Raw genomic sequence first — 25,865 nt, 5'->3', positions numbered from 1 at the left:
CGACGGGAACGGGGTGTGCCGCCACATCGTGCGGCGCGCCCTCCCGTGCGGCCATGGTCCCGGCCCACACCTCGGGCCGTCGGCCCATGTGGGGCCGCGGGGGCAGGCCCCGGCCTCAGGAGGGGCGCACCGCCATCGCGTCCAGGGCCTCCAGGAGGTCCGGCAGCTTCGGGCCGCGCGCCACCGGGAGAACCTCACGGGGCTCGTCGTCCAGGAGGACGAAGGCCATGTCGTCGGTCCGCGCGACGAGCGACCAGCCGGGACCGTCCGCGCGCAGCATGCGCGCCCCGCCAGCGGCGAAGCTCGACCGCACCCGTCCCACCGGGGGTGCGTCCTCCAGATAGCCACGCAGCTCGGAGAGGGCGCGACGGACGCCGTCGTACGGATCGCTGGAAGCGTCGCCGCCGTCGCCGGTGCCCGGGCTGTCCGGCGTGCCACCCGTCCCGGCGTCGGCCCCGGTCCGCGACTCGTCCGGTACGGATCGGTTGCCGGCGGCCGGGTCCACCGTGTCGGTCCCGGTGTCCTCGGCTCCCTCCGCGTCGTCCATCTGCGCCCGCCAGGATGCCCACTGCAGCGCCACCTCGTCGGCGCCGAGCCTGCGCTGGGCCGGTCCCCAGGTGTCGTCGTCCGGCGGAGTCAGTGGCGTGCGGTCGCCCTCCTCCGGCTCCGGGTCGTGCGGGGCCGGGAGGTCCGGGGAAGCCGTCGCCACGGCGAGCGGCCAGCCCGGGAGCGCGGCCACGACCGAGCGCTCGTCGGGGGAGAGGTCGTACTCCATCCCGCAGTCCCAGGAGGCGATGGCCACCGCGACCAGCGAGACGTCGTCGATGGCGACGGTCCAACGGGCGCCCTCGCCGTCCTGGCCGAGGACGAGCCCGTACCCCTCGGCGTAGGGCTCGAGCTCCAGCGCCGCGCAGGCCGCCGGATAGTCGTCGCCCAAGGCGCTCGGGAACTGCGCGGGCGTGAGCAGCACCGCGGTCAGCACGTACAGCGCGTCGTCGTCGGCGGTAGCCACGTCAGCCTCCCCATCTGGTCGTCGGCGCACCTTAACCAGTGGGTAACCCGCGCGTCGAGAGTCTCCGGGAGGAATCTGGCACGGCCGATTCCGTAAGGCTCAGGCCGTCGGCAGCCCGGGCAGTCCCAGGAGCGAGCGGGCCACGGTCTGCGGCGACTCGCCGCGCTCACGGGCGAGTGCGATCACGGCACGGCAGGCGAGCTCGTTGATGCCGAAGGAGAGGGCTTCGGGGGAGACCCAGGTGGCGGCCTCCTCGATCTGGTCCTGATCCTCCTCCACGCAGCCGGCCACGTACGTCGCCGCCGCCTCGAAGATGTTGTGCTGCCGTCGCACCCGGGGCGGCTCGGGTGGGCCGTCCGGCGCCCGTCGCGCGGTCGGCAGGAGGGCATTGAGCAGTGCTCGCATTCGGGCCATGACCTGCCGCCTTCCCCGGACACGGCTGCCCGGCACTTCCACCGTAGACAGGGAAGTGGCGTGACAGAAGGGCGCGTTGGCCGTGATGACGACGAAGTGGCTCATTCGCGAACGGCGAGCACCAGGTAACGGTCGTCCTCGTCCACGTAACGGACCATCCGCCATCCGGAACCGGAGAGAAGCGGGCGCAGGTTGGGCTCGGCGCGCAGATCGTCGTCGGTGATCTGCCGGCCGTGGCGGGCGGCGAGGGCGGCGCGGCCGATGGGGTGGAAGAGGGCGAGCTGTCCCCCGGCGCGGACCGCCCGGGCCAGTTCGCGCAGGTTCTCGGCGGGGTCCGCCAGATGGGAGATGAGACCGGCGCCGAACACCGCGTCGAGCGCGCCCTCGCGCAGCGGCAGCCGGGCGACGTCCGTGAGGAGCAGTTCGGCGGACTTGTCGCGCCCGGCGCGTACCGCCTGAGCCAGCATCTCCGGGGTGAGATCGGCGCCGATGACGGTGCCGGTCGGGCCCACGGCCGCACGCAGCGCCGGCAGGGCGCGGCCCGTGCCGCACCCCGCGTCGAGCACGGCGTCGCCGGGACGCAGCGCGAGATCGGCGACGGCCGCGGCGTAGGCGGGGCCGTCGTCGGGGAAGCGGGTGTCCCAGTCGGCGGCCCGGGGGCCGAAGAACTCCTGGACATGGGTGGGGTCGTCGCTCATGCGTGCATGATGCCTCAGCCTCAGGGGTGAACGTCCTGTGCGCACGTTCGAGCGCGGCACGATCGTTCTGGAACATCTCTGTGTCATATTCCATCAGGTTTCGAAATGCGCCCCCGATGCGCCCCCTTGTCCGGACTAGCGTCCCTGGGTCATGGGACACCTGGACCACGCCACCTTCGGCTGGCTGACACCTGTGCTGTCGTACGCGATGGCCTGCATAGGCGCCGCCCTCGGGCTGCGCTGCACCGTACGAGCGCTCGACGCGACCGGCCGATCGCGACGCAACTGGCTGCTCACCGCCGCGTCCGCCATCGGCACCGGCATCTGGACGATGCACTTCGTCGCGATGCTCGGCTTCGGCGTGACCGGGACCGACATCCGCTACAACGTGCCGCTGACCATTCTCAGTCTTCTCATCGCCATGGCGGTCGTCGGAGTCGGCGTCTTCGCCGTCGGCCACGGCCGCGACCGGGTCCGCTCACTCCTGATCGGCGGTCTCACGACCGGCATCGGCGTCGCGAGCATGCACTACATGGGGATGGCCGCCCTGCGGCTGCACGGGCAGGTGACGTACGACCCCATGCTCGTCGCGCTCTCCGTCGTCATCGCGGTCGTCGCCGCGACGGCGGCGCTGTGGGCGGCGCTCAACATCCACGCCCCGGCCGCCGTGGCGGTCGCCTCGCTGGTCATGGGAGCGGCCGTCAGCAGCATGCACTACACCGGCATGTTCGCCGTCCGCGTCGAGGTCGCTCCCTCTACGGCGGCGCTGCCCGGGGCCACGGCGATGCAGTTCATCTTCCCCCTCGCCGTGGGCCTCGGCTCCTATCTCTTCATCACCTCCGCCTTCGTCGCCCTCTCCCCGACGGCGAGGGAACGCGCGGCGTACGCCTCGGCCGAGCGCCTCACCGAGCCCGACGAGCGCGCGGTCGACGTGGCACCCCCCGGCTACCGGCCTGAACCGGCCACCGCCGACACCGCGAGGGCAGCGGCCTCCTACGCCTACCCGGCGGGCCCCGTGGACGGCGGCCGGGGCCACACGTAGGCCGCAGCTGGGCCACCTCTGGGCCGACCCGGGCCGGACCGGGTCATGCCTGGACCGGGCTCGAGCGGGACCTGAGCCGTACCCCGTGAAGCCGGGCCCGACATGGGCCGTACCGAGCCCGCCCCCTCGCCGACCGCCGCACCGCGGCCCGCGCGGGACGCACACCGCACCTGGACAGACGCAGCCGGAACGAGGAGGCCATGCGAACTCCCCGCAAGACCAAGGACGCCGACACACCGGCGCCGCAGGCGGCGCGCGGACGGCGCGCGCACGCAGGGCCGCCCGCCGACGAACCCGCGGAGCGTGCCCCGGAGGCACAGGCCGACCCGGGCGGTCGGGCGGTCCGGCCGTCCGCCCCGCCCCGACGCCGCGGGCTGCGCCCCAGGACCGTCCGGGCGAAGATCGTCTCGCTGCTGATGGTCCCCGTCGTGTCGCTGCTGGCCCTGTGGGGATTCGCCACCGTCACCACCGCCCAGGACATCGCCCGACTCCGCGAACTCCAGCGGGTCGACGCGGAGATCCGCGAGCCCGTCGCCGCCGCCGTCACCGCCCTGCAGGCCGAACGCCGTGCCGCCGTACGCCAGGTCGCCGTGCCCGGCGCCGGACGCGTCACCGAACTCAAGGAGCAGATGCGGCGCACGGACGCAGCCGTCTCCCGGCTCCGCCTCGACGGCGGGCACACCGTCGGCGACACCGGGGACCTGCCCCGCAACGTCGCCGACCGGATCGGACAGTTCGTCACCAAGGCGGAGGGCCTCGCCCGACTCCGTACCGCCGCGGCCGCGGGCAACGCCGACTGGGACCAGGTGTACAAGGAGTACACGGCCGCGATCACCGCCGCCTTCGCCGTCGACGGCGCACTGAGCGGCATCCAGGACGCGGAGATCGGCTCCGACGCGCGCGTGCTGCTGGAATTCGGCCGCGCCGGCGAGATGCTCGCCCGCGAGGACGCCCTGCTCGCCTCGGCCCACCTCGGCGGAGAGTTCGGTGCCGAGCGGCTCCGGCAGTTCACCGGGGCCGTCGAGACGCGCCGTACCCTCACCGAGGCCGCCACCGCCGACCTGCGCGGAGCCGAGCGCGCCGCCTGGGAGAACCTCGCCGCCCAGCGCGGCTACCAGCAGCTCACCGCCGCGGAGGACCGGGTACGCGCCGCGGCTCCCGGCCGCAAGGCCGCCCAGGCCGTGCCCGCCGCCACCTGGGACGACGCCATGGCGGTCGTACGCGGTGGGCTCAGCACCATCGAGACGGACGCCCGGCGCGCGGCGGCCGACCGGGCCGACCCGTTCGCGGGAGGCGTGCTGACGGCCGGAGGCGCGGCGGTGCTGCTCGGCCTCGCCGCCGTCGCCGCCTCCCTCGTCATCTCCGTACGCATCGGACGCGCGCTGGTCATCGAACTGATCAGCCTGCGCAACACCGCTCTGGCGATCGCCCGCCGCAAACTTCCCGCCGCGATGACGCGGCTGCGGGCCGGCGAGGAGATCGACGTCCAGGCCGAGGCCCCGCCGGGACCCGCTCCTCAGGACGAGATCGGCCAGGTCGGAGAGGCGCTCACCACCGTCCACCGGGCCGCGCTCTCCGCCGCCGTGGAACGCGCCGAACTCGCCAGCGGCATCTCCGGCGTGTTCGTCAACCTCGCCCGCCGCAGCCAGGTCCTGGTCCACCGCCAACTCAACCTGCTGGACAGCATGGAGCGCCGGGCCGACGACCCGAACGAACTCGGCGACCTCTTCAGGCTCGACCACCTCACGACCCGGATGCGCCGCCACGCCGAGAGCCTGATCATCCTGTCCGGCGCCGCCCCCGGCCGTGCCTGGCGGATGCCGGTCCCGCTCACCAACGTCGTACGGGCCGCCGTCTCCGAGATCGAGGACTACGCGCGCGTGGAGATGCGGCAGCTCCCCGAGACGGCCGTCGTCGGCGGCGCCGTCGCCGACCTGACCCACCTGCTGGCCGAACTCATCGAGAACGCCGCCCAGTTCTCCCCGCCCCACACCAAGGTGCGGATCAGCGGCGAACCGGTCGGCAACGGCTACGCCCTGGAGATCGAGGACCGGGGGCTCGGCATGGGCAAGGAGACCCTTGCCGAGGCCAACACCCGGATCAAGCAGTCCGAGGCCCTCGACCTGTTCGACAGCGACAGGCTCGGCCTCTTCGTGGTCAGCCGGCTCTCCTCCCGGCACGAGATCAAGGTCCATCTGCGGACCTCGCCCTACGGCGGCACGACAGCGGTCGTCCTGCTCCCCAACGACGTGCTGCAGAGCGCGCTTCCGCCCGGAAGGAGCGCACCGGACCCGCGGGCGTCCGAGGGCTCCCGTGCGGACACCGGGCACGGCTACGCGCCGCCCCGTACGCACGCAGAGCGCGGGCGCGCCGAGACCGGGCCGGAGACGCCCTTCCCCCGCCCCCGGCACCAGAAGCCCGTCGCCATGGCCCCCGCACCGTCCCCGGCGCAGCCGCTGCCGCGCCCGCCGCGCATCCCCGCCCTTGCGGGACAGCCGGAAGGCCCGGAGGCGAGCTTCCCCGAGCAGCCGCCCGCCGGGGTCACCACCCTGCGCCAGCGCGGCCGCTCGGCTCAGCCTCAGACTCAGCCCCCGCAGCAGGCGTCGGCGTCGGCACCGGCCCCGGCCGAATCCGGCCCTTCGGAAGCCGCCGTCGACGACTCCGGCGATCTGCCCCGCCGTGTGCGCCAGGCCAGCCTCGTACCGCAGCTGCGCGAGGCGCCACCGGCCGATCTCCCGCCCACCCCGGCCGTCCAGGGCGCGGACGAACGCACCCCCGAACAGGTCAGGGACCGCATGACCGCCTACCGCGACGGCTGGACGCGAGGCGGCGGAGCCGCCCCCGGCACCCGGCGCCCCCTCGGGTCGGGCTCCGGCCGTGCCTTCGGCCACGACCCGGGTCGCGACTTCGCCGCCGATCCCGGCCGCCACATCGCCAACGACCCGGGCACCGGCCCGGGCAGCGACCTCGACCATGACCACGACCGTGACCGCGGCCGCGAATTCGGCAATGAAGGAGACCACGCATGATCGACCACGAGAGGATTTCCCACCACCGCTCCGGCGAACTCGACTGGCTCCTCGACGACCTCGTCGTCCGGGTCCGCGAAGTCCGGCACACGGTCGTGCTGTCCAACGACGGGCTGGCCGTCGGCTCCTCCAACGGCCTCAGCCGGGAGGACGCCGAGCACCTGGCCGCCATCGCCTCCGGATTCAACAGCCTCGCCAAGGGCGCGGGCCGCCAGTTCCACACCGGCGGCGTGCGGCAGACGATGGTGGAGATGGACGACGGCTTCCTGTTCGTCGCCGCTGCCGGAGACGGTTCCTGTCTCGCCGTCCTCAGCTCGGTGAGCGCCGACATCGGCCTCATCGCCTACGAGATGGCCCGCCTGGTGAAGCGAGTCGGCGAACATCTCCACACCCCGCCGCGGCTCACCGCGACCCCGCCGGCCGCGGGCTGACCGGAGACACCCATGAACGAGGACAGCATCGGCGACGGCCAGGCCGTGCCGGGCAGTCACTGGTACGACGCGGACGCGGGGCCGCTCGTCCGCCCGTATGCCATGACCGGTGGCCGTACGAAGCCGGGACCCAGCAACGTACGGTTCGACCTCATCGCACTCGTCGTCGTCGACGACAACCCGCCCGGCCGGGCCGAGGAGTCGCTCCTCGGCCCGGAGCACCGGGCCCTGCTCACCCTGTGCCGGGCGGAGACGCAGTCGGTGGCCGAGCTGGCCGCCGACGCCGACCTGCCCGTCGGGGTCGTCCGTGTACTCCTCGGCGACCTCCTCGAAGCGGGCTTCGTCAAGGTCAGTCGACCGGTGCCGCCCGCACAGCTGCCCGACGAACGGATCCTGAGGGAAGTCATCGATGGCCTACGAGCGCTCTGACAGCAGCACCGGTGCGGGCGGCGGTGCGGACACCACGGCCCTCGCCCTGAAGATCCTGGTCGCCGGAGGATTCGGCGTCGGCAAGACCACCCTGGTGGGCGCGGTCAGCGAGATCCGACCGCTGCGCACCGAGGAACAGCTCAGCCGGGCCGGGGAGACCGTCGACGACACCGGAGGCGTCGCCCAGAAGACCACCACGACCGTGGCGATGGACTTCGGACGCATCACCATCCGCTCCGGGCTCTCGCTCTACCTGTTCGGCACACCGGGGCAGGACCGGTTCTGGTTCCTCTGGGACGAGCTGTCCCAGGGTGCGCTCGGTGCCGTCGTCCTGGCCGACACGCGACGACTCGAGGACTGCTTCCCCGCGGTGGACTACTTCGAGCACCGCAAGATCCCCTTCGTCGTCGCGGTCAACTGCTTCGCCGGAGCCCGGAACTACGGCGCGCACGAGGTCTCGCGCGCGCTGGACCTGGACCGCGGCACACCTGTGGTGCTGTGCGACGCGCGGGACCGGGACTCGGGCAAGGAAGTGCTGATCCGACTCGTCGAGTACGCCGGGCGGATGCACACGGCCCGGCTGCTGGACTCCGTCGGGTGAGGAGGATCGGGGATCCCGAGGCCCGGGGTCAGTCGGAGACGCCGCCCTGGGCGACCACCTTGTCGATCCGTACGCGGACCAGCAGTTCGCCGGGGACTCCGTTGCGCTCGCCGAACTCCTCGGCGCGGTCCTCGCCCATGTAGCGGCTGCCGATCCGGGCGGCCCAGCGGCGCAGCTCGAACGGGTCCTCGCTGATCTCGGCACGACCCTGGAGCGTGACGAAGGCGAACGGCGGCCGGTCGTCGTCGACGCACAGAACGACGCGTCCGTCGCGGGCCAGGTTGCGCCCCTTCACGGTGTCCTTGCCGGTGTTGAAGACGAAGTCGTCGCCGTCGAGCACGAACCAGATCGGCGCCAGGTGCGGACTTCCGTCCGCACGCACGGTCGCCAGCTTGCCGGTGCGGGTTCCCTCGGAGACGAAGGCCCGCCACTGTTCCTCGGTCATCTTTGCCATGGCCCCATGGTGAGCCACGCGAGGCGTCCAGGGGTGCTTGCTCTGTCCACGACAGTGCGTAAGGCTTGCGCGCGACACGCGGACCGCGGGGACTTCGGGTCGACGGGGACGCCACACACAGGGGGAAGGACCGACACATGGCGCTGGACAAGGGACTGGACTGGCTCCTGGACGACTTGACCCAGCGGGTCGAGTACATACGGCACGCGCTGGTGCTGTCGAACGACGGGCTGGTGACGGGTGCGAGCAGTGGTCTGGAACGGGAGGACGCCGAGCATCTGGCCGCGGTGTCCTCGGGTCTGCACAGCCTTGCCCGTGGCTCCGGCCGGCACTTCCAGGCAGGCCGGGCCCGGCAGACGATGGTCGAGTTCGACGAGGCTCTGCTCTTCGTCACGGCGGCGGGCGAAGGCAGTTGCCTGTGCGTGCTGAGCGCGGCGGAGGCGGATGTCGGCCAAGTCGCCTACGAGATGACGCTGCTCGTGAACCGGGTCGGTGAGCACCTCGGTGTGGCGGCGCGGCAGCCGGGCAGGGCGGGCGTCGCCGAGCTCTGAGGTTGTCCACAGGCGCCGTGCCGAGGCGGTCGGCCCGCGTGTTCCACGGTTGTCCACAGGCCGAGCGGGAACGGGGCGCTGCGGGCTACGGTCGTCACCGAGAGTATTCGTCGCTCACGGGGGAGACCGTCATGACGGTGGAAGAAGGCACGCGCGCTGTGGCACCGACGCGGGCAGCGCAGGAACTGGAACTGAGGCGCGACGAGTTCCAGCTCGCCGTCCAGTTGGGACTGGTGAGGACGGTGCCGGGCGCCGCGCCCGGTGCGCCGAGGGGGCCGGGAGCCGCCGGCGCACCGGGCGGGCGGCGCCGGGTGGAGCAGTCCGAGATCGACCGGCTAAGGGCCGCACCGGACTTCCCGGACGGACTGCGCGACCGCGTCCGCACGGTCGGTACGACGGAGGCGGCCGCGCTGCTCTCCGTGACGCCGGACCGCTTCACCAAGCTCGCCAGGACGGGGCACTTCAGCCCGGTGCGGTTCTATCTGAATCGGTACCGCGCCGTGGTCTGGCTCTATCTCGCCGGTGAGCTGGGCGAGTTCGCCCTGACCCGGCAGACCCTGTTGACCGGCAGGCTGCCGAGGGAGGTCCGCGAGAGGATCGACGGAGGCGAGGACCGGCGGCCCCGGAACTGGCGTGCCCGGCGGCTGGGGCTGCTGCTCCGCGCGACCGAGGACCCATGGGTCCGGGCGGCGGCGATCGCCTCGCTCCTGGACCCGGTCCAGCTGGCCGAGGTCGTCGACGATCCCTACGAACGCACCCATCTGGACCGACTACGTCCGGAACCGCCGTCCGGGCGCCCGGAGTCGGCGACCTCTCGCGAGATCGCGGACCGACTGATGCTGGCGGACGACCCGGACGAGATCCTCTGGCACCGCATGAGCCTGGCCCTCGCCCTGGACGAGGCCCGCGCGGACCGCCAGGCCCCGCGCCCGGACGGGGGAGTCGGACCGGTCGTCGCCCGGCCGCCCCGCCCGGCCGTGCTCCCGCGCCCCTCCACCCACCGCACCCGCCGCGGCCTCCTCGACCGCCTCCGCCGCCGGAAAGCGGGGACGGCCGGAGACAAGGAGGCTCCGGTGCTGGGCCGGGTCCCGGCTATCGAGGGCTCGACTCCCGCTTCGACAGCTCGCGCACGGCGGTGACGGTCGCGGTCCTGGGAGCGATGAACAGCGTGGCCACGAGCGCGAGCACCAGCAGTCCTGCGCAGACGAAGCCGGACACCTGAAGCCCGTCGGTCATCGCCTCGCGCGCGGCGTCCGCGGCCGCTGCCGTCCGTGGATCGGACGACAGCGCAGGGATCACCGACCCGGCGCTCTCCGTCACGGCTCCACTGAGCCGTTCCGCCTCCGGGCCGGTGAGCTCGGTGCCGGCGAGGCGGTCACGCAGCGCGGACGTGAGCGTGCTGAAGAACAGGGTGGTGAGTACGGCGATGCCCAGCGCGGAGCCCAGTTCGCGTGCCGCGCTCTGGATGCCCGAGCCCTGCCCGGCGCTCTCGGGCGGCACGTCCGCGAGAGCGATGTTGGTGACCTGCGCGGTGGCGAAGCCGACGCCGATTCCGTACAGGAAGAGCGCACTCGCGATCAGCCACCAGGCGCTGTCGGTGGTCGCGAACAGCCCCAGCATCACCAGGCCGCCGGCTTCCAGGGACAGACCCGTGCGTACCTGGGCGAGCGGCGAGGCGGTCATCGAGAAACTCGCGCCGCTCGCGCAGAAACTGCCCACGGCGAGGGCGACGAGCGCGAGGCCCGCCTGGAAGGCGCTGTAGTCCAGGGCGAACTGCAGCCACAGCGGGATCACCGCGATGATGCCGAATTCGCCGAGGCCGACGACCAGAGTGACGACGTTGCCGTTGCGGAAGGAGGGGACGGAGAACAGCCGCACATCCATCAACGGCTCGCGGTTCTCGCGGCTGAGCGCCGCCTGCCGGCGCCAGAACGCGCACAGGACCAGAGCGGACACGACCAGTGCGACGAAGACCGGGGAAGGACCGCCGCTCCACGACGAGCCGCCGATTTCCAATGGCTCCCGCGTCATGAACCAGCCGTACGTGCGGCCTTCGATCAGTGCGAAGGCCAGGAGCCCGAGCCCGAACGCCGAGAGGATTCCGCCGAGGACGTCGACACGCCCCCGGGTGCGGGGCGAGGCCGGAAGGAAGAGCAGGGCACCTGTGATGATCACCGCCACGAGGGGGATGTTGATCCCGAAGGCCCAACGCCACGAGAAGTCCGCGAGCCAGCCGCCCAACAGTGGGCCGACGGCTGCGGTCGCTCCGATGGTCGATCCCCAGATCGCGAACGCCTGGCTTCGCGCCTTCCCTGTGAACGTCGCGTTGACCAGGGCCAGCGAGGTCGGAAGGATCAGGGCGCCGCCGATGCCCTGCAGGAAGCGCGCCAGGATCAGCAGGCCGCCGTTCGGCGCGATCGCGGCCATCACGCTCGTCACGCCGAACACGACCAGGCCGATGAGGAAGACGCGGCGGGCACCGTGCAGGTCGCAGAGGCGTCCGGCGACGAGCAGCATTCCGGCGAAGACGATCGCGTAGGACTCCTGAACCCACTGCGCCGCGATCGTGTCGAGCGAGAGGTCCTCGATCACCGGGGCGAGGATCACGTTGACGATGGTGAGGTCGACGACGATCAGGGCCACGCCCAGAGAGACGGCGATGAGTCCTAACCAGCGCCGCGGAGAAGAGGGTTCTGTTGTGACGTCCACAAGGGGCTCCACTCTGGATAGCTTTATGACAAAGGTAATTACCTTTGCCGCAAAGCTAGTTTTGCTCGGGTAGGTTGTCAAGGAGCAGTCGGGCACGCGCCGATCCGTGCGGATCGTGGAAGGGGAGCAGGCCAGTGGAGAAACCGGAGTTCGGCGACGTGGAGGTTCAACGCGACCGCATCATGGACCGGCTGCGAGGGTTCAGCGCCAACTACACCGAGTTCACCCGGCGCTTCGCGACCTGGCTGGGGCTGCACTCCACCGACGCCGCGGCCCTTGCCGAGATCCTCTACGCCGAGGACAAGGGCTCTCCCCTGTCTCCCGCCAGGCTGAGCGAGCGCATCTCCCTGTCGTCCGGCGCCACGACCATCCTGTTGAACCGCCTCGAACTGGCCGGGCATGTCGTCCGCACCCGTGAGCACACCGACGGCAGAGTCGTCACACTGCGCAGCAGCCCCGCCATCAGGCCGCGGGCCGTGGAGTTCTTCGGCCCCTACGCCGAGCGCATGGCCGCGGAGATGGCGCAGTACACCCCGGACCAGCTACGACAGTTCGAGAACTTCGTCGAGCATCTGCGCGGGACCATGGATTCGCTGCTCGCGAACGAGTACCGAGAACGCCGCCCAGGCGCCCCTTCCGCACGAGGAAAAGCCTGACCGGCGTGTGAACGCACGCCGCGGGCGTGGCCGGGAACGGGGATTCCGCACCGTGCCCGATGGCGGGTTGCCGTGAGCGCGGGGGAGGATGGGCCCATGCTTCTGGCCCGAGTCGCGGACGCTTCCCAGCAGGTCGCCGCCACCTCCGCCCGCTCACGGAAGATCGCTGTGCTGGCCGAGCTGTTCGCGGAGGCCGCGCCCGAGGAGAGCCCGCTGGTGATCGCGTATCTCTCCGGCCGACTGCCGCAGGGACGCATCGGTGTCGGCTGGAGCGTCCTCAAGTACGCGATCCCGCCGGCCGTGCCACCCGCCGAGCATCCGACCCTCACGCTTGTCGGCGCCGATGCCGCCATGACCGCGCTCGCGGCCGTGTCCGGCGCCGGTTCGCAGGCGGAAAGGGCCCGACTCGTGCACGAACTCATGGCCGGCGCCACCCGGCCGGAGCAGGAGTTCCTGCTCCGGCTGCTCTCGGGTGACGTGCGCCAGGGCGCCCTGGACGCCATCGCGCTGGAGGGAGTCGCCCGCGCAGCCACCGTGCCTTCCGCCGAGCTCCGTCGCGCCGTGATGCTCGAAGGGTCCCTGCCCCGCGTCGCCCAGGCCGTACTCGCGGACGGCCCGGCCGCCCTGGACACCTTCGCCCTTCGGGTCGGCACCCCCGTCCTGCCCATGCTCGCCCACACCGCCGGCTCGGTCACCGAAGCCGTCACCGGCCTCGGCCCCTGTGTCGTCGAGGAGAAGCTCGACGGCGTCCGCATCCAGGTGCACCGTCACGGCGACCAGGTCCGGGTGTTCACCCGTTCCCTGGACGACATCACCGGACGGCTGCCCGAAGTCGTCGCCCGCGCCCGGGAGATGACGGCCGACTCGTTCATCCTGGACGGCGAGGTCATCGCCCTCGACCCGGCCACCCGGAGGCCGATGGCGTTCCAGGACATTGCCTCACGGGTCGGCTCACGCGTCGACGTCGAGACGGCCAGCGCCACACTGCCCCTCTCGCCCGTCTACTTCGACGTCCTCGCGGCGGACGGGGAGGCTCTCATCGATCACCCCGGCCAGGAACGTCATGCCGTCCTGGCCCGGCTGCTCCCCGAGTCCCTGCGCGTGCGGCGATTCGTCGTCGACGACCCCGGCTCGGCCGCCCAGGTGGAGGCGGCGGAGCGGTTCTTCAGCGACACCCTGGCTCGCGGGCACGAAGGCGTCCTGGTCAAGGCGCTGGACGCGCCCTATGTGGCGGGCCGACGCGGCCGCACCTGGCTCAAGGTCAAACCGGTCCACACCCTCGACCTCGTCGTCCTCGCCGCGGAGTGGGGTCACGGCCGTCGCACCGGACTGCTCTCCAACCTCCACCTCGGCGCGCGTGCCGCCGACGGCACGTACGTGATGCTCGGCAAGACGTTCAAGGGCCTCACCGACGACATGCTGCGCTGGCAGACCGAGAAGCTGGGCGAACTGGCCGTGGACGACGACGGATTCACCGTACGCGTACGCCCCGAGCTCGTCGTCGAGATCGCCTACGACGGCCTTCAGCGTTCCACCCGCTACCCGGCGGGCGTCACCCTCCGCTTCGCCCGGGTCGTACGCCACCGCCCCGACAAGTCCGCAGCCGAGGCCGACACCGTGGAGCACGTCACCGGGCAGGCGTGAACCGGAAGGTCAGTCCTCGTTCCCGCCGTTGCGTCTGCCGTTCGTGTAGCGGCCCCGCACCCAGAGCGGCAGCGCGTACCAGCAGATCAGGTACCAGGCGACCAGTCCGCCGACCAGCCAGGGCACGTACGAGTCCCCTGTCGCCACCCTCAGGATCAGCAGCAGCGCCGACGCCAGCGTCGCGAGCAGCAGCAGTAGCCCGATGAACGTCAGCCGTGAGGCCCAGACCACGGCTTGCGGCTTGATCCGTCGCCCTGCCACCAGCCGGTGGAAGGAGACCGGTCCGATCAAGGCGCCTGTCGCCGCCGCGCCCAGCGACACAGTGACGATGTAGATCGCCCGGTCGGTCGCGCTCAGCTCCGGGAAGCGAGTGGTGAACACGACGGTGAGCAGAAAGCCGAACAGGATCTGCACGCCCGTCTGGGCGACCCTGATCTCCTGCATCAGCTCGCTCCACTGCCGGTCCGCCCGTTCCTCCGGCGTTTCGTTCCGGCCTCGGGAAAGTCCGCCGCCCTCCGTCTGCTCCCTGCCGGGCTGGCTGGTCACGGAACCTCCTGATGAAGCCCCCTCATCGCGGGTAACCGCTCAGGGGCCACCTCAATCCCGATGTTCCCGGGGGATGGCGCCGCTGCGCTCCGCCATCCCCCGGGCACACCGGTCCGGACCTCGCGGGACGCCCTCCTGCGAGGGATGCTGGAAGCGTGAAACGACCGGCCCGCCTGGCCGCGAGGAGATGAGCGACGTGTACGACACGCACATCGACACCGACGTCACGGTGCAGCTGAGCGACTGCAACAGGGAGGACGCCCAGGCTGTCTTCGACGTCCTCGACCACTACTACGAGCTCGAGGACATGACGGCGCCGGGACCGCGGGCCGCCACGGCACCCGCGGCCAACGTCTGGATGGCCACCTTCGACACGGCCGCCGGCCGCCGGGAGGAGCCCACCTCCGTTCATCTGGACGGGATGGTCGGAGCGCTGCTCACCGGCGGTTACCACGCGGTCGACGAGATGGAGAAGACACTCGCCGCCACCTTCGACATCCAGTCGCTGCAGTCGGTCTCCGGCGACCAGGAGACCGAGGCCCGGCTGCTGCTCGCCTCCCGCTGACGGATAGCGCGGACCAAGCCCCCCTCACGTCCCGCCGGAGCCGGGCCCCGCCGGCACACAGGACGCCCCGGGCGGAGCGGACGGGCGCCGCCCGGGGCACGCGTGTGCCCAGTCCGGCGCCCAGGCGCAGGCCCTTGCCCCCCAAGGCGCACGTCGTGCCCGGTCCGGCCCACCCGGGGCGCAGGTGGGCCCCGGCGGCCCCGGGCCAGGATCGCTGCCCCACCCCCCTATGCATGGCATGTATACACCGTGTGTAGAGTGCTCGGCGTTGCCACTCGCAGCCGCTGACCAGGCGCGAGTGGCTTTTCTGAGTCGTCTACGGGGAAGTGGGTTGCAGCAGCATGTTCCGAAGCGAACCGGGGAAGCGCCGGGGACCGGCCGTCGCCCTTCTGGCGGCGGCCTCTCTGATGCTGGGGCTCAGTGGCTGCGGGGTCGACCCGATCACCCCGGGTGACGCCAGGGGTGAGGCCGCCGGCTCGGACGACAAGCCGGGCGCGGGCGGAGCGGTCGACTGCGCCGAGGTGAAGTGCATCGCGCTGACCTTCGACGCCGGCCCCGGGGAGGACACGCCGCACCTTCTCGACGTCCTCAAGGAGAAGCAGGTCCCGGCCACCTTCTTCCTGCTCGGCAAGAAGCATGTGGACCGCTATCCCGAGGTGGTCAAGCGCATCGCCGACGAGGGGCACGAAGTCGCCAATCACACCTGGACGCACCGCATCCTGACCGACCTGGACGCCGAGGAGGTGCGTGACGAGCTCTCCCGCACCCAGGACGCGATCGAGAAGATCACCGGGCGCAGGCCCACCCTGATGCGACCGCCGCAGGGGCGCACCGACGGCACGGTGTCCGATGTGAGTCGCGAACTCGGACTCGCGCAGATCCTGTGGAGCGCCACGGCCAAGGACTACTCCACGACCGATTCCGCGCTCATACGGCAGCGCATACTCGACAGTGCCGAGGGTGACGGGATCATCCTGCTGCACGACATCTACGACGGGACCGTCCCCGCCGTCCCCGGGATCATCGACGAGCTGAAGAAGCGTGGCTTCACGTTCGTGACCGTGCCGCAGCTGCTGGCGCCCGGCAAGGCCGAGCCGGGCGAGGTCTACCGTCCGTAGGGCGAGACAAGAGAGCGGTGAAAACGGGGTGAGGTGTCTCACAGCGGTCACCTCGGACATCGTGGAACACCGCATGAAGGTTTATCGTTCATGCATATGTGACAGTGAAGGGGCCCGGTCCCCGAGTCCCCCCTTGAGGTGACCGCTCTTCTCGTCACGGCAAACGGCCCCGGTTGGAATCCCCCGTCCAACCGGGGCTGTGTCGTTCCCGGATCCGGCGCGCCGCGCCGTTCGCCGATGCGCAGCATCGTCCCGGACCGTCTTCGGCACCTTTCCGCAGGCGCGGACAGCTCCCGAGCGGCGCACACTCCGGCGCGTTCGACCCCTTCGAGTGACCTCCCGCATGGCCCGCTTCCGCCCGGGCAATGATCGTTCCGGGCCGGGATGATCACCATGACTCCCCGCTGACCAGGCACTTCGCGAGGGGGATCGCCATGCTCCGCACGACCGCGCACATCCGCCGCACCGTCGGGACCGCGGTCGCCGCGCTGATCCTCACGGGCTGCGTCACCACCACATCCGGACCGACCGTCCCGCCGACGCCCCAGGCTCAGGACGAGCTCCTCAGGACCGTCGAGCGCGCCCTCGTCGACCGCTGCCTCGACGCCCAGGGGCTCACCCTCGCCGCCAAGCCGCGCACCCCCGAGGCCGACCGTCGCCTCCAGGCCGCCCTCTTCGGGACCGGCCCCCGCGAGCTGTCCCTCAAGCTCGCCACCGGCCACACCGTCAGCGCCCACACCGACGGCTGCCTGGCCGGCGCCCGCCAGACCCTCTACGGAGACCCGAGCCGCTGGTTCCGCGCCCAGGTGACCGTCGACAACCTGCGCGCCGAGGCCCAGGCCCGGATCAAGAACGACCCCGCCCACCGAGCGGCACTGGAGCGCTGGAACCGGTGCGCCGCCGCGACCGGTGGCCCCCGCCCCGATCGCCCCGACCCCGCCGTCACCGCCCGGTGCGAGCGCGAGAGCGGACTCGCCGAGGTGCGCGCCCGGCTGGAACCCGCCGAGCTGGCGGAGGTGCGTGTCCTGCGCGCCGATCAGCTCACCACCTACCGGCAGTTGCGCGACCGCGCGCTGCAGCGGGCAGCCGAACTGTCCGCGGGCACCACCACAGGGAAAGGCACCCCCACCTGATGAAGCGCATTCTGACCACCACCGCCGCGGCTCTGCTCGCCCTCGCCGGCGGCCTCGCCCTGACCGCGCCGGTCCAGGCGGCCGATTGTCCGAGCGGCGAGTTCTGTGTCTGGCAGGAGGCCAACTTCGGCGGCCAGCGCGCCAACTGGAGCGGCGACGACGGCTGGTGGGAGAGCTGGATCGCCGACACCGACTCCTCCTGGGCCAACCACGGCATCTCCGGCCCGGGGATCAAGGACCACGTCAAGGTGTACGAGAGCGCCCACCAGGGTGGCTCGATGACGGTCTGCCTGACTCCCGGCCAGGAGGTCGGCTACAACGGTGCCGCCAACGACCGGGGGGACTCCCACACCTGGGCGATGAGGTGCTGAACCGAGCCCGGCCGCCCGGCCGGCCCCGCACCGCCGACGGCGGGGGGCCGGCCGGGCCTCGGAGCTCCGGCTCCCGGAGGCGCCGCCGGGGCGACCCTAGGCGGCGCCCAGCCACAGGTCCGGGCCGAAGACCTCGTAATGCACGGCAGCCGCGCCGACCCCGCCGGCCAGCAGGTCGCCGCGTACCTGCCGCATGAACGGCAAGGGGCCGCAGAGGTACGCCGTCACGTCGGTGGGTACGTCGAGCGTGGTGACGTCCGCGCGGCCGGGGCGGGCGTCGGTGGCGTCGCCCGGCTCCTCGTACCAGAGGTGGAGGGAGCCCTGCGGCAGCGCGTCGACCAGCCTTCGCAGCTCCTCGCGGTGCGCGTGGTCCGCCGGGGACCGGTCGGCGTGGACGACGGTGACGGGGCGGCGCGAGCCGACGGTGGCGAGGTGGCCGAGCATGGCCAGCATCGGCGTGCTGCCGATCCCCGCGGAGGCGAGGAGCAGCGGGCCTTCGCCCTCGGGCAGGACGAGATCGCCGAACGGCGCGGACACCTCGACCGTGTCGCCCACGCGCGCGTGCGCGTGGAGCCAGCTCGACACCTCGCCCGCCGGGTCGCCGGGGACGCGCTTCACGGTGATCCGCCAGTACGGGAGGCCGGGCGCGGTGGAGAGGCTGTACTGGCGGATCTGCCGGGCGCCGTCGGGCAGTTCGACCCGTACGCTCACGTACTGCCCCGGCCGGAACGGCTCCGCGGGCCGCCCGTCGGAGTGCCGCAGGGTGAAGGAGACGGTGTCGGCCGCCTCCTGGTGGCGCTCGACGATCTCCATCGGCCGACGGGCCCCGCCCTCCGCGACACCCGTCTCCTCGTAGAGACGGGCTTCCAGGGCGATGAGGGCATTCGCCATCAGCCAGTAGACCTCGTCCCATGCCCGTGCCACCTCGGGGGTCACGGCCTCGCCGAGCACGTCGACGATCGCGGCGAAGAGATGCTCGTGGACGACCTTGTACTGCTCGGACGTGACACCCAGCGAGGCGTGCTTGTGTGCGATACGGGAGAGCATGACGTCCGGCCGGGTGTCCGGGCTGTCCAGGAGCGCCCCGGCGAACGCGGCTATCGAGCCGGCCAGAGCGCGCCGCTGGTCGCCGTTGGCCTGGTTGCCGCGGTTGAACAGATCCCGCAGGAGTTCGGGGTGGGCCGCGAACAGTCCGGCGTAGAAGCGATCGGTGATGTCGCCGAGCGAGGCTCCGACGACGGGGAGGGTGGCTCGGACGACCGGGACGGCCTGCTCGGACAGCATCGACACTCCTAAGTGGTAGATGATCTACGTATTTAAAACGGTGAAGAGGTGCGGAGTCGGATCGGGGTGGGGCGTCAGTCGGAGTGGCGCGCGCTCAGCGAGACGAGCACCGGACCGGTGGGGGACTCGACCAGATCCGCGACGGTCAGTGGATCGAGTGTGCGGTAGAACGCCTCCTGCGCCTCGCGGAGGGCCCCACGCAGCCGACAGGCCGCGCGCAGCGGGCAGGGGGTGTCGCCCTCGCAGGCAACGACCTCCTCCTCGCCCTCGAGCATCCGCACCAGCCAGCCGACCGAGGCGCGCCGACCGGTTTCGGTCAGGGCGAGACCGCCGCCGCGACCGCGCCGGGCCTCCACGACCCCGAGGTGCTGGAGCCGCGTGACCACCTTCGCCATATGGGCATAGGGCACCGCCATCACCTCCGCTACCTCGCGGGTGGTGGCGGAAGGGTCCTGCCCGGGAGTTCCGGGGACCGCCAGGCGCATCACAGCACGAAGCGCCAGGTCGGTGAATTTCGTCAGCCGCACGCCATGAAAGTATCAAACAAGCATCTTGGACACCTATTAAGGGTCCTCGCGATGGGCCGTGGAGTGGCGGCGCCACATCCAGATGCCGCCCACGACCACCGGGGAAACGATCAATACCAGTGCGATCAGAGGCCACCGCCGCCCCGCGAGCTCCATGTCGGTCAAGAGGACCAGAGCCACACTCACCATCGGTACCAGGATCGACGCCAACGCGCGCAGGCCGGCGCCCACGATCTCCGGGCTGAGGCGGCCCGGACGTGGCGCACGCGTGTCGCGGCTGCCGACGTAGAAGAGGGTCGCCCGGTCCGTCACCTGGGTGGTGGCCCGGTAGAACGAGACCCCCAGATAGGGCATCCACACCAGCGGCGCCACGAGACCGACGAGGAAGACCACGCCGACGAGAGCCCACTGGCCGGCGCGGACGAGTCGGCTGCGGCCGTCGTCGTCGGGCGTGATGAGGCCGAGGAGGCGGGCCATCCGCATGACCAGGTCCCAGAGCGCGGTGATTCTGCCCGGCCGGGGGCGACTGCTGTCGTGTGCTTTCGGGCGGGCGCGCAGGGCGGTACGTGCAGTGGCGGTGTCCTCGTACACCCCTTGCAGCACGAGCAGTTCGGCGGCACGCTCGGGATCGGTGGTGTCCCGGCCTTCGAGGACCGCCAGTTCGAGGATCGTCCGTGCCTGGAGCAGCATTGCCCCACAGAACGCGAAGGGCACGAGCAGCATGAACGGCCCGCCCACGAACGACCCTTCGGCCGTGACCGCGCGCCGGCCCCGCTCCGCCGCCATGGCCCGGAGCTCGGCAGAGGTGGCCTGCGGATGCTGCATGCGCAGGCGTGCCACGCGTCGCCCGGCCCGCGGGCCCATGTGCCGCAGTGCGTACCCCGCCAGAAGCTCCGGAAGCCGCCCCGGATCGGCGAGCGCCTCCCGCAGCAGCGAGCGGGAGAGCGCGTCGGTGGACGGTTCCTTCTCGTCGTCCGTCAGGACAGGACCTTGGCCTTCGCCTTCTCGAACTCCTCGTTCGTGATGGCGCCCTTCTCCTTCAGCTCGGCGAGCCGTGCCAGTTCGTCGGCATGGCCGCCGCCGGATGTCGTCCCCGCCGTCTTGCGGATGTACGACTGGAACGCGGCCTCGCTCTCCTTGGCCTGCTTGAGGTCCCGCTGGGTCATGCTCTTGCCGCGGGCGATCACGTAGATCAGCACGCCGAGGTAGGGGAGCACGATGCACAGGATCAGCCAGCCCGCCTTGGCCCAGCCGTTCAGGTCGTGGTCACGGAAGATGTCCGTGATGACCTTGAACAGCAGGAACAGCCACATGATCCAGATGAAGAACCAGAGCATGGTCCAGAAGACATTGAGGAGGGGGTAGTCGTCCATGCCTACACTCCGTTCCGGCCGCGGCCGGAAGTCGACCGCCGGTACGAGCGAGTGTTGCCCAACCCCGGCCCCTCCGCATGTCGGGGCGGGGCGTCAGGTCGCCCGAGCCCGATCCGGACCCTGCGCTCGTCAGGCCGTGCGGGTCTTCAGCGCCGCCAGCGCGCGGTCGGCATGGACGCTCATCCGCAGCTCGCTGCGGACCACCTCCAGGATCCGGCGGTCCGTGTCTATGACGAAAGTGACTCGCTTCGTCGGTGCGAGCGAGAAGCCCCGCGTCACCCTGAACCGGTCGCGGATCGCGCCCTGCGGGTCGGACAGCAGCGGGTAGCCGAGCGAGTGGCGCTCGGCGAACTCCTGCTGCCGCTCCACGACGTCGGAGCTGATACCGACCGGGCGCGCACCCGCCGACCGGAACTCGTCGGCCAGATCCCGGAAGTGGCAGGCCTCGGCGGTGCAGCCGGCGGTGAGGGCCGCCGGGTAGAAGAACAGGACGACCGGCCCGTCCGCGAGGAGGCCGGTCAGCGAGCGGGGTGTCCCCGTCTCGTCCGGGAGAGTGAAGTCCTCGACGATGTCACCGACGTTCATCCGGTCCGCCCCTTGTCCGCGACCGGCGCCTCCGGTCGACGACCGGTGACGTTACCGCAGGGTAAGGAGGTGCGTCACCAGTCGCGGGCGGCAGCCAGCAGGCGATCGCGCACGAGCGTCACGTGCGGGTTCTCGGGGGTGCCGGGCCGCTGGACCAGGTAGGCGGTGTTGATCGGCGGGTCCTCCGGTTCCAGCAGCGCCACGAGCCGGCCCGCGTCGAGCTCCGCGCGGCACAGATAGTGCGGCAGCACGCTGAAGCCGGCCCCCGCCGCGACCGCGGCCACGACACCCCGGAGATCGGGCACGGTGACGGCGGCCTCGCCGGTCAGACGCCGGCCGAAGACATGGCGCCAGTAACGGCGGGCGATCGGCAGATCCTCCGCGTACATGACCATCGGCACACCGTGCAGCGCGGCGGGGCCGTCCTCGGCCACGGCGTCCGGGCCGATCCGCCGCGCCCATTCGGGCGATGCGACGAGCACGAACTCCTCGTCGTCCAGCGGTACGGAGGTCAGGGTCCGCCCGCGCGGGCGGACCGTCGATATCACCAGATCGTGGTGACCCGCCCGCAGTCCGTCGAGGAGCTCGTCGGTGAGCCCGGGTGTCACCTGGAGGCGCACACCCTCCCCGACCAGCGGTGCGAGAGCGGGCAGGGCGGTCACGCAGAGGAATTCTGCGGGCCCGGCGAGATGGACCGGCTGGAGGGAGGTCGCGCCTCCCGGGCCATGATCGGCCACCGCGGCGAGCGCGTCGATCGGCCCCGCCACCTGCGCGGCCAGCTCGTCGGCGTACGGCGTCGGCGCCACGCCCCGCGGCTGCCGCTCGAACAGCTCGCGGTCGAGGCGGCGTTCGAGTGAACGGATCTGGGTCGTGACGGTCGGCTGGGACAGGCTCAGCAGCCGGGCCGCGGCCGTGAAGGAGCCGGTCCGGTGGACTGCGAGGAAGGTGCGCAGCAGCGACAGGTCGAGCGGTCCGCGCGAAGCCACGCCCGCCCCGCGCGGCGAAGCCTCCGACCGGCTCGGTTCGTCCCTCGGGTCGGCGGCCGCTCCGCCATCGCTCCTTCTATCCGTCACAGCGCCAAGCATAGGCGTGCCGATGGGTCCCGATGAGGGCCCGGCCGTACGTCAGGCCTGCTGGCGCACGGTCCGACGCCGGTCCAGGATCTCGAGCACCTGCTCGCCCCAGCGCAGGTTCTCCTCCTCGAGGGAGCGGCCCCGCATCAGCGTGAGATAGGGGCCGATCCGCTCCGCCTCGCGGAGGTACGTGGCCTCGTCCCGGCCGTCGAGCATCCACTCCCGCAGCCGCTCCCACCGTGCCAGCTTGCCCCGGGCCCACTCCATCCGCTCCTCGACGAAACCGCGCACCGCGTCGGTGTCGCCCTCGTCGCAGGCCTGGACCTGGACCATCAGCTCGTCACGGATGGCGGTCGGGCGCGGCGGCTGCGCCGTGAACTCCATCAGGTCCTGGCGCCCCGCGTCGGTGAGCGAGAACATCCGCTTGTTCGGGCGCCGTTCCTGCTCTACGACACGGGCGGCGATGAGACCTGCGTCGGAGAGCCGGTCCAACTCCCGGTAGAGCTGCTGCGGCGTGGCGGCCCAGAAGTTGGCCACGGACACGTCGAAGATCTTGGCCAGGTCGTATCCGGACGCCTCGCCCTCCAGGAGAGCTGCCAGGACCGCGTGCTTGAGGGACATCCGGACAAGCTAGCAGCCTCGTTGAGTAGTTTTGTCCGCACCTGGTTTCGTCCGCACCTATTCAACGAGCGACGTACCCGAACCCACCGCGGGGAGCCTGGGCGGGGTCCAGTCGGCGTGCCGAAGGATCATGCGCACCGCCATGCCCGACGGGGCCAGTCGCAGGGCCGCGTTGCGCAGGGTGACCGCCGCCGGGCCGGAGAGCTGCTGCCCCATACGGCCGGCCTTGCGGGCGGCGACGGTGACCGACTGGGCCCGTGGGCGGCGTTCGGAGTCGTAGGCGGCCAGCGCCGTGTCGGTGTCGGGGTCGCGCGCCAGGGCGGCGGCCAGTACGACGGCGTCCTCCAGGGCTTGGCAGGCGCCCTGGCCGAGGTTCGGGGTCATCGCGTGGGCCGCGTCGCCGAGCAGGGCGACCCGGCCGGAGACGAAGGAGGGGAGCGGGGTGGCCAGTTCGTGGATGTCGTGGTGGAGGACGGACTCGGGGCGGGTCGCGTCGAGGAGTCGCCCGATGGGCTGGTGCCAGCCGGCGAAACGCCTGCGGACCTCGCCGAGCGGATCGGCGTGCCGGACTCCCGCGGGGGCGTTGAGGACGGCGTGCCACTCCGCACGCCCGTCGTCGAGCGCGATGTGCCCGAACTCGGCGCCGTGCCCCCAGGTGATCTCGAAGTCCGTGGTGAGGTCCAGCGGTTCCGTGAGGGCGCGGAGCACGGTCGAGCCGCTGTACGCCGGTCCCGGGTGGTTGGGGAAGAGGGCGGCCCGGGTACGGCTGTTGACGCCGTCGGCAGCCACGACCAGGTCCGCGTGGAGCTCCGGGCCCGTGCCCGGGGCGGCGGAGGGGCCGGACGGCCGGGTCATGACGCGGACGGGGCCCGATGTCGAGCTGTCGACCTCGGTCACCTCGACTCCGATGCTCATGCTCTTGGGCGGCAGCGCGTCGCGCAGCAGACGGTGCAGCGTGGCGCGCGGGATGCCGACGATGGGGGTGCCCAGGGCGCGTTCGAGCGCGGCGCCGTCCATCCGGGCGAGCCAGGATCCGTCCGGAGTGCGGGTGCCGCCGGTGTACTGACCGCGCCCGGCCGCCCGTACGGAGGGGCCGACGCCGAGTTCGTCCAGGGCGCGGATGCCGTTGGCGGCCAGCGAGATTCCGGCGCCCGCGTCGTCGAGAACGGGTGCGCGTTCCACGACCCGCACCTCCCAGCCGACGCGCCGCAGCCCGATGGCGGCGGCGAGCCCTCCGATGCCCGCGCCGACGACGACAGCGATGTTCCCCATGGCGACCAGCCCTTTCACCGAACCGACCAAGACGGCTTCTACATCTGTAGAAAGCGTAGCGTGCGTCCTCTACAGGTGTAGAAAGAGGGGGTGACCTCCGATCGACGTACCCTCCTCGCCGACGCCGCGCTCGGTGTCCTCGCCGACGCCGGGATGCGCGGCCTGACCCACCGTGCGGTCGATGCCGCCGCACGACTGCCGGCCGGCACCACCTCGGCGTACTACCGCACCCGCTCGGCCCTCCTGACCGCCCTGGTCCGCCGCCTGGTCGAACTCGACCAGGCCGAGCTGCGGGCGGCCGGAGAGCGCATCCCCGCGCCGCGCTCCGCCGCCGAACTCGCCCACGGCATCGGTCTGCTGGTGGCCGCGCGCCTCGGTGGGGAGGGGCGACGCCGCTCCCTGGCCCGCTACGCCTGCGTGGTCGAGAGCGTGCGTGACCCCGAACTCCGCGAAATCCTGGTACCGCGTGAGAACCCTGGGCGCGATGCGGTCCGTGACTTCCTCGCCGCCGAGGGGGTCGAGGACCCCGAGGGTCGCACGCTGACGCTGCTCGCCTGTGTGGACGGACTCGTGCTCGACCGTGTCGTCGGGGGCGGGAGTGTCACCGCGGAGGAGATCGAAGGGCTGGTGGCGGCGGCGCTCCGGCCCGCCGGAACGGAGGGTCGTTGACATGCAGCCGAACAGCTGCCTACCGTAGAGGCAGCTAAAAGGCTGCATGTTGAGGTGGGGCGATGGACGAGGTGTTCAAGGCACTGGCCGATGCCAGTCGGCGACGGCTGCTCGACAGCCTGAACGCCCGCAACGGCCAGACCCTGCGCGAACTCTGCGCGGGTCTGGACATGGCACGGCAGTCCGTCAGCAAGCATCTGGCGCTTCTCGAGGCGGCGGGGCTGGTGGTCACGGTGCGGCGAGGACGGGAGAAGCTGCACTACCTGAACGCCGCTCCGATCCATGCCATCGCGGACCGCTGGATCAGTCAGTACGCCCGCGAGCGCGTCCGTGCGCTCGCCGACCTGAAGTCAGCATTGGAGCAGAACCCGATGGACAGCAACGCGTTCGTCTACACCACCTACATCCGCACCACCCCCGACGAGCTGTGGCAGGCCCTCACCGACCCGGACTTCACGAGGCGCTACTGGGGCGTGACCTTCGAGACCACGTGGACGGCCGGATCGCCGATGGTCTGGGACGAGGGCGGCCGCAGGACCAGCGACCCCGAGCAGGTGGTCCTCGCGGCCGAGCCCGGCCGGCGACTCTCGTACACCTGGCACACCTTCACGCCGGAGTGGGCCGAGGCGGTCGGCATCGGGGACGACGTGTACGCGAAGCTCGCCAAGGAGCGCCGCTCGAAGGTGACGTTCGAGATCGAGCCTGCCGGGGACACGGTCAAGCTCACCGTCGTGCACGACGACCTGGAGCCGGACAGCACCATGCGCGGCATGATCGGCGAGGGGTGGCCGGCGTTGCTCTCCAGCCTCAAGTCCCTCCTGGAGACGGGCGAGGAGCTGCCGGAACCGCCCCGGTGAGTTCGGGCGGGATACGTCGCGTGCCCTGTCCGGCGGTCGGGAGTCCCGGCCGCCGGGGGATCGCACGAGGCCTTCCTCCGACGGGCGGCACTCCACGTCGGCACCGCGTGTGCGGCCGCCCCTCCCCACGACGGCGGGCGTGCCCTCACATACGCCGCCGCACCCCGGGCTCGCCCCGCCACGCCTCGGGAGCCCTGTTGC

Annotated in this window: 29 protein-coding genes; 15 read left to right on the top strand and 14 right to left on the bottom strand. The window is 71.8% G+C overall.

Features of this window, described 5'->3' with window-relative positions:
* Positions 1 to 115: 115 nt before the first annotated feature.
* From ACFC0D_RS12830 to ACFC0D_RS12820, 3 genes are all read right to left on the bottom strand, one after another.
* Positions 116 to 1,012 (bottom strand): hypothetical protein, encoded by an 897-nt coding sequence (locus tag ACFC0D_RS12830; RefSeq protein WP_376434112.1) that lies wholly within the window; start codon positions 1,010 to 1,012, stop codon positions 116 to 118.
* A 99-nt stretch (positions 1,013 to 1,111) separates the two neighbouring features.
* Positions 1,112 to 1,426: a hypothetical protein gene (locus tag ACFC0D_RS12825; RefSeq protein ID WP_376434110.1), complete on the bottom strand. Its 315-nt coding sequence runs from the start codon at positions 1,424 to 1,426 to the stop codon at positions 1,112 to 1,114.
* Positions 1,427 to 1,527: 101 nt separating this feature from the next.
* Positions 1,528 to 2,124, bottom strand: coding sequence for a class I SAM-dependent methyltransferase (locus tag ACFC0D_RS12820; protein ID WP_376434108.1), 597 nt, complete (start codon positions 2,122 to 2,124; stop codon positions 1,528 to 1,530).
* Between the two features lie 151 nt (positions 2,125 to 2,275).
* Here ACFC0D_RS12820 and ACFC0D_RS12815 point away from each other — a divergent pair, with 151 nt between their 5' ends.
* The 5 genes from ACFC0D_RS12815 to ACFC0D_RS12795 all read left to right on the top strand — a co-directional run bounded on the left by ACFC0D_RS12815 (position 2,276) and on the right by ACFC0D_RS12795 (position 7,656).
* A complete protein-coding gene (locus ACFC0D_RS12815; protein WP_376434106.1) occupies positions 2,276 to 3,166 on the top strand; it encodes an MHYT domain-containing protein in 891 nt (296 codons plus the stop codon).
* A gap of 200 nt (positions 3,167 to 3,366) precedes the next feature.
* A complete protein-coding gene (locus ACFC0D_RS12810) occupies positions 3,367 to 6,195 on the top strand; it encodes a nitrate- and nitrite sensing domain-containing protein (RefSeq protein WP_376434104.1) in 2,829 nt (942 codons plus the stop codon).
* Complete coding sequence (locus ACFC0D_RS12805) at positions 6,192 to 6,626, top strand: roadblock/LC7 domain-containing protein (protein WP_376434102.1); 435 nt, start codon at positions 6,192 to 6,194, stop codon at positions 6,624 to 6,626. The genes ACFC0D_RS12810 and ACFC0D_RS12805 overlap by 4 nt, the downstream gene beginning before the upstream one ends.
* A 12-nt stretch (positions 6,627 to 6,638) precedes the next feature.
* Positions 6,639 to 7,055, top strand: a complete 417-nt coding sequence (locus ACFC0D_RS12800; protein ID WP_376434100.1) for a DUF742 domain-containing protein — start codon at positions 6,639 to 6,641, stop codon at positions 7,053 to 7,055.
* Positions 7,036 to 7,656 (top strand): ATP/GTP-binding protein, encoded by a 621-nt coding sequence (locus ACFC0D_RS12795; protein ID WP_376434098.1) that lies wholly within the window; start codon positions 7,036 to 7,038, stop codon positions 7,654 to 7,656. Before ACFC0D_RS12800 ends, ACFC0D_RS12795 begins: the two co-directional genes overlap by 20 nt.
* A 28-nt stretch (positions 7,657 to 7,684) precedes the next feature.
* On the opposite strand, the gene ACFC0D_RS12790 is transcribed toward ACFC0D_RS12795, so the two are convergent.
* Positions 7,685 to 8,110: a PPOX class F420-dependent oxidoreductase gene (locus tag ACFC0D_RS12790; RefSeq protein ID WP_376434096.1), complete on the bottom strand. Its 426-nt coding sequence runs from the start codon at positions 8,108 to 8,110 to the stop codon at positions 7,685 to 7,687.
* Between the two features lie 137 nt (positions 8,111 to 8,247).
* On the opposite strand from ACFC0D_RS12790, the gene ACFC0D_RS12785 reads away from it, so the two are divergent.
* Positions 8,248 to 8,661: a roadblock/LC7 domain-containing protein gene (locus ACFC0D_RS12785; protein ID WP_362357998.1), complete on the top strand. Its 414-nt coding sequence runs from the start codon at positions 8,248 to 8,250 to the stop codon at positions 8,659 to 8,661.
* Positions 8,662 to 8,792: 131 nt separating this feature from the next.
* Entirely contained in the window at positions 8,793 to 9,800 is a 1,008-nt protein-coding gene (locus ACFC0D_RS12780; protein ID WP_376434094.1) for a DUF6397 family protein, read from the top strand.
* Here ACFC0D_RS12780 and ACFC0D_RS12775 read toward each other — a convergent pair.
* A complete protein-coding gene (locus tag ACFC0D_RS12775) occupies positions 9,754 to 11,370 on the bottom strand; it encodes a DHA2 family efflux MFS transporter permease subunit (protein ID WP_376434092.1) in 1,617 nt (538 codons plus the stop codon). The two genes, ACFC0D_RS12780 and ACFC0D_RS12775, sit on opposite strands and share 47 nt — an antisense overlap.
* Before the next feature lie 134 nt (positions 11,371 to 11,504).
* On the opposite strand from ACFC0D_RS12775, the gene ACFC0D_RS12770 reads away from it, so the two are divergent.
* Both ACFC0D_RS12770 and ACFC0D_RS12765 read left to right on the top strand, forming a co-directional pair.
* Positions 11,505 to 12,026, top strand: a complete 522-nt coding sequence (locus ACFC0D_RS12770; protein ID WP_376434090.1) for a MarR family winged helix-turn-helix transcriptional regulator — start codon at positions 11,505 to 11,507, stop codon at positions 12,024 to 12,026.
* A 96-nt stretch (positions 12,027 to 12,122) separates the two neighbouring features.
* On the top strand, positions 12,123 to 13,670 hold the full coding sequence (locus tag ACFC0D_RS12765) for an ATP-dependent DNA ligase (RefSeq protein WP_376434088.1): 1,548 nt from the start codon (positions 12,123 to 12,125) through the stop codon (positions 13,668 to 13,670).
* Between the two features lie 9 nt (positions 13,671 to 13,679).
* Here ACFC0D_RS12765 and ACFC0D_RS12760 read toward each other — a convergent pair whose 3' ends face one another.
* Entirely contained in the window at positions 13,680 to 14,216 is a 537-nt protein-coding gene (locus ACFC0D_RS12760) for a DUF6328 family protein (protein WP_376434086.1), read from the bottom strand.
* Between the two features lie 187 nt (positions 14,217 to 14,403).
* Here ACFC0D_RS12760 and ACFC0D_RS12755 point away from each other — a divergent pair, with 187 nt between their 5' ends.
* The 4 genes from ACFC0D_RS12755 (at position 14,404) to ACFC0D_RS12740 (ending at position 17,403) form a co-directional block, all read left to right on the top strand.
* The gene (locus ACFC0D_RS12755; protein ID WP_376434084.1) at positions 14,404 to 14,781 is read left to right on the top strand and encodes a hypothetical protein; all 378 of its coding nucleotides are present in this window, start codon (positions 14,404 to 14,406) and stop codon (positions 14,779 to 14,781) included.
* Positions 14,782 to 15,122: 341 nt separating this feature from the next.
* A complete protein-coding gene (locus ACFC0D_RS12750) occupies positions 15,123 to 15,899 on the top strand; it encodes a polysaccharide deacetylase family protein (protein WP_376434082.1) in 777 nt (258 codons plus the stop codon).
* 434 nt (positions 15,900 to 16,333) lie between these two features.
* Complete coding sequence (locus ACFC0D_RS12745) at positions 16,334 to 17,032, top strand: hypothetical protein (protein WP_376434080.1); 699 nt, start codon at positions 16,334 to 16,336, stop codon at positions 17,030 to 17,032.
* On the top strand, positions 17,032 to 17,403 hold the full coding sequence (locus ACFC0D_RS12740; protein WP_376434078.1) for a peptidase inhibitor family I36 protein: 372 nt from the start codon (positions 17,032 to 17,034) through the stop codon (positions 17,401 to 17,403). The genes ACFC0D_RS12745 and ACFC0D_RS12740 overlap by 1 nt, the downstream gene beginning before the upstream one ends.
* A 96-nt stretch (positions 17,404 to 17,499) precedes the next feature.
* On the opposite strand, the gene ACFC0D_RS12735 is transcribed toward ACFC0D_RS12740, so the two are convergent.
* From ACFC0D_RS12735 to ACFC0D_RS12700, 8 genes are all read right to left on the bottom strand, one after another.
* On the bottom strand, positions 17,500 to 18,687 hold the full coding sequence (locus ACFC0D_RS12735) for a globin domain-containing protein (RefSeq protein ID WP_376434076.1): 1,188 nt from the start codon (positions 18,685 to 18,687) through the stop codon (positions 17,500 to 17,502).
* A 74-nt stretch (positions 18,688 to 18,761) separates the two neighbouring features.
* Positions 18,762 to 19,214, bottom strand: a complete 453-nt coding sequence (locus tag ACFC0D_RS12730; protein WP_376434074.1) for an RrF2 family transcriptional regulator — start codon at positions 19,212 to 19,214, stop codon at positions 18,762 to 18,764.
* A gap of 36 nt (positions 19,215 to 19,250) precedes the next feature.
* Complete coding sequence (locus ACFC0D_RS12725; protein WP_376434072.1) at positions 19,251 to 20,039, bottom strand: hypothetical protein; 789 nt, start codon at positions 20,037 to 20,039, stop codon at positions 19,251 to 19,253.
* Positions 20,040 to 20,191: 152 nt separating this feature from the next.
* Entirely contained in the window at positions 20,192 to 20,587 is a 396-nt protein-coding gene (locus ACFC0D_RS12720; protein WP_376434070.1) for an SHOCT domain-containing protein, read from the bottom strand.
* Between the two features lie 129 nt (positions 20,588 to 20,716).
* On the bottom strand, positions 20,717 to 21,172 hold the full coding sequence (locus ACFC0D_RS12715) for a peroxiredoxin (protein WP_376434068.1): 456 nt from the start codon (positions 21,170 to 21,172) through the stop codon (positions 20,717 to 20,719).
* A gap of 74 nt (positions 21,173 to 21,246) precedes the next feature.
* On the bottom strand, positions 21,247 to 22,158 hold the full coding sequence (locus ACFC0D_RS12710; RefSeq protein WP_376434066.1) for a LysR family transcriptional regulator: 912 nt from the start codon (positions 22,156 to 22,158) through the stop codon (positions 21,247 to 21,249).
* Positions 22,159 to 22,296: 138 nt separating this feature from the next.
* A complete protein-coding gene (locus ACFC0D_RS12705; protein ID WP_376434064.1) occupies positions 22,297 to 22,866 on the bottom strand; it encodes a PadR family transcriptional regulator in 570 nt (189 codons plus the stop codon).
* A 57-nt stretch (positions 22,867 to 22,923) separates the two neighbouring features.
* Complete coding sequence (locus ACFC0D_RS12700) at positions 22,924 to 24,138, bottom strand: FAD-dependent monooxygenase (RefSeq protein WP_376434062.1); 1,215 nt, start codon at positions 24,136 to 24,138, stop codon at positions 22,924 to 22,926.
* Positions 24,139 to 24,228: 90 nt separating this feature from the next.
* Between ACFC0D_RS12700 and ACFC0D_RS12695 the strand changes: the two genes are divergently transcribed.
* Positions 24,229 to 24,807, top strand: coding sequence for a TetR/AcrR family transcriptional regulator (locus ACFC0D_RS12695; protein ID WP_376434060.1), 579 nt, complete (start codon positions 24,229 to 24,231; stop codon positions 24,805 to 24,807).
* Positions 24,808 to 24,869: 62 nt separating this feature from the next.
* A complete protein-coding gene (locus ACFC0D_RS12690; protein WP_376434058.1) occupies positions 24,870 to 25,664 on the top strand; it encodes an ArsR/SmtB family transcription factor in 795 nt (264 codons plus the stop codon).
* Positions 25,665 to 25,865: the final 201 nt, after the last annotated feature.

It is taken from the genome of Streptomyces sp. NPDC056222 (assembly GCF_042264065.1).
In the GTDB taxonomy this organism is placed as follows: domain Bacteria; phylum Actinomycetota; class Actinomycetes; order Streptomycetales; family Streptomycetaceae; genus Streptomyces.
Note: the sequence above shows the minus strand (reverse complement) of the source record. Positions and strands in the feature narration are given on the sequence as shown.